2 protein-coding genes are annotated in these 2600 nt (G+C 41.2%); both read left to right on the top strand.

The genetic code is table 11. The annotated features are described in order from the left end of the window. The first annotated feature begins 498 nt into the window (after positions 1-498). Positions 499-1401, top strand: coding sequence for a hypothetical protein (locus tag CLV98_RS23055; protein ID WP_109678482.1), 903 nt, complete (start codon positions 499-501; stop codon positions 1399-1401). After that, entirely contained in the window at positions 1398-2054 is a 657-nt protein-coding gene (locus CLV98_RS23050) for a hypothetical protein (protein ID WP_109678480.1), read from the top strand. The genes CLV98_RS23055 and CLV98_RS23050 overlap by 4 nt, the downstream gene beginning before the upstream one ends. Positions 2055-2600 lie beyond the last annotated feature (546 nt).

The following is a 2600-nucleotide window of genomic DNA, read 5'->3' as shown; positions in this document are numbered from 1 at the left end:
AGTACATTTCGTCTCCAGTGGGGCTCGTAGCCATCATTGAAAGTAACGGCGGCTCGCATTCGGCACACTATACCTATAGGGGGACGCCCAGTCGGATCATTTGGGTAGCATCCTAACGGTTACCAATAGTTCTGGGACTGTCGAAGCCGAGCAAAGCTTCGATGCGGGGACGCCTAGTCTTGGGGCAGGAGACGAAACGTAACGAGCTGGGCGCTTTTGTCACCCACGGCTACCACAGGCTTGCCCGTGTGGCTATATAGAGGGTATACCGGGCACGAGCATATTGATCAGTTTGGGCTAGGCGCCCCCGGCTTATTAACATGAAAGCAACGCGGTTGGCGGCTGGCTATATGATCCTGTTTTGGGGCGGATGCTCAGTCCTGATAATTATGTGGCAGATGCAGGCTATACTCAGGATTATAATGGGGCCGCCCAGGTCGGTATACGTATGCCAGGAATAATCCGCTGGTATACACCGATCCTGATGGGAACAACCCTTTGATTACTGGATGGATAGGAGCATTTGTTGGTGGTTTTATAAACGGGTTTAGCTATGGACTTCAAGGAAAGGATTTTTTACAAGGTTTTTGGCGTGGTGCAATTACTGGTGCCATTGCTGGGGTTACTGGTTTTTATGCACCGATTGGTGTTGCGGGAGGTTTTGCATATGGAACCGCCTCGGGGGCGGTTACGGGAGGGGTTGGAGCAGCTCTTAATGGGACAAATATTTGGAAAGGAGTTGCTTGGGGTTCGGCATTGGGAGGAGTTGCTGGAGGGATAACTGGTGGAATTGAAGCCAAAAAGCTTGGTGCCGATATCTGGACTGGTGCAAGGCCAGATCATTACCTTTCAACAACTGAAGCTCTTGTAGCCGGTGGTACGCCTGCACCCTATTCAAATGATTATCTTTACGAACTAAAAAATGAGAATTGGAAAAATATTGGCCCGGGAGGGAAGATGACCATGAATGGAAATCCTAAAAATGGAGCGACATTGATTGATGGAGTACTAACAGATTCGAATGGAAAAAGTGCCATGGCACTTACTCAATCTAGTCCTTGGAAACATGGAACTTCATCGAGAATGTATTTTAGTAGGGCGGCATTTTCTTCAAGAGAACAATTGTCTGTTGCTATGGCGCATGAATTGGGCCACCTTGTTTTCAATAATAATGCAGCCTTGTTTAGTATGTCAAATCAAGTCTTGAGTAAGACGGGTTTATTAAATAATGAAGGGCATGTGGCTCTACAAAACATGACTCTTAAAATGATAAATATGAATGGATGGAATCAAAATTTAATTAGTAACCAAGTATGGAAATTTGATTTTCAAAGTAGGCCTCTGCCTCAATTAGAAAGTGCAATTCAATTTTTAATCAAAAATAGAATCAAATTCCCATGAGAACCTTCATAATCATTTTCGAAATATGCTACTTCTGTTTAGGATGTAATAAGCCGGATAAGCTAAAAAACGTATTTATCACGCCAACCGTTGAAACCAGTAGTGATACATTGTTTTTAAAATGGAATTTCAAAAACGCTACTGATAACGATCTCATTATTCCAACACTATTTACATTTCGCCGTTTGGACGGTGAGGATAGTAATACTTATCGTAATAAGGAAAATGACCTGATAGATATAGGTAAAATATTAATAGTTCCTTATATATATCTAAAACAAATTCCTGATTTTAAGGAGGATACTTTATTACATAGTAAAGCAAGAAATATTGACTTTTTATATAGTTCCTGGGCTAAGGACGTGGGAGTTTATGATTATATCAAGAATTTTGATAAATGTCCACAATTGATTTTTTTAAGAGCCAAATCTGAAAAGCAACTGATTTTCATGTTCAAACCAGAAGTGAAAGGCCGGTATATGATAGGGTTTGAAACAAAGAAATCGATTGACCGCACATCATTACGTGTTATTGGTGATTCAATTGTAAAAAGGGGTGTTCCTTTGTTGCAAGAGATAATAGGAAACCGGGTTGAAGGATATACTTTTGACTATGGTGAATTTAGACTCGATTCAATTGAAGTTAATCTATAAGTCAAAATTCGTCAGCTTCGCCCAACTATCGCTACAGAATATAAGGCATAAAGAGTGCTACCTAACAAAATAGCCCTTCGTCAGGCATAGCATACGTTACCAATACAAAGTATTACTTAGGGGGCGGTCCGTCGCACGGATTTGAGAAGTAAATTAAAGGCGGTACCATGCGATATAACCAGTTCATTTTCTCACCCGTAGGCTGATCATTGAAAGTAACGGCTGATCTGATGCGGCACATATTATAAAGACGGCGGCGTTAGTCGGGTCATTTTGTAGTTGAATTCGGGCAGTTGTCAATTTCATAGATTCCATAAAAACTATATGTAACATCCAATCAACACCCCGCTACCGAAATAGTCAGGTATTAAGCTTTAGATGGCTCATAAAAATATTTCTTTAACATTCATACACTATCATCATGAAAATACATCTACTTTTTCTAATGGCAATGTTGGGCACCTTATCGATGGCTCAGTCGGTGAAGTATGATTACGATAACTCTGGAAATCGTATCCTCAGAGAACCTGGTATCCCCTTACCCGT

It is taken from the genome of Dyadobacter jejuensis, assembly GCF_003149085.1.
Taxonomy (GTDB): Bacteria; Bacteroidota; Bacteroidia; order Cytophagales; family Spirosomataceae; genus Dyadobacter; species Dyadobacter jejuensis.
The sequence above is the reverse complement of the archived record's forward strand: the minus strand, read 5'-3'. Positions and strand labels throughout refer to the sequence as shown.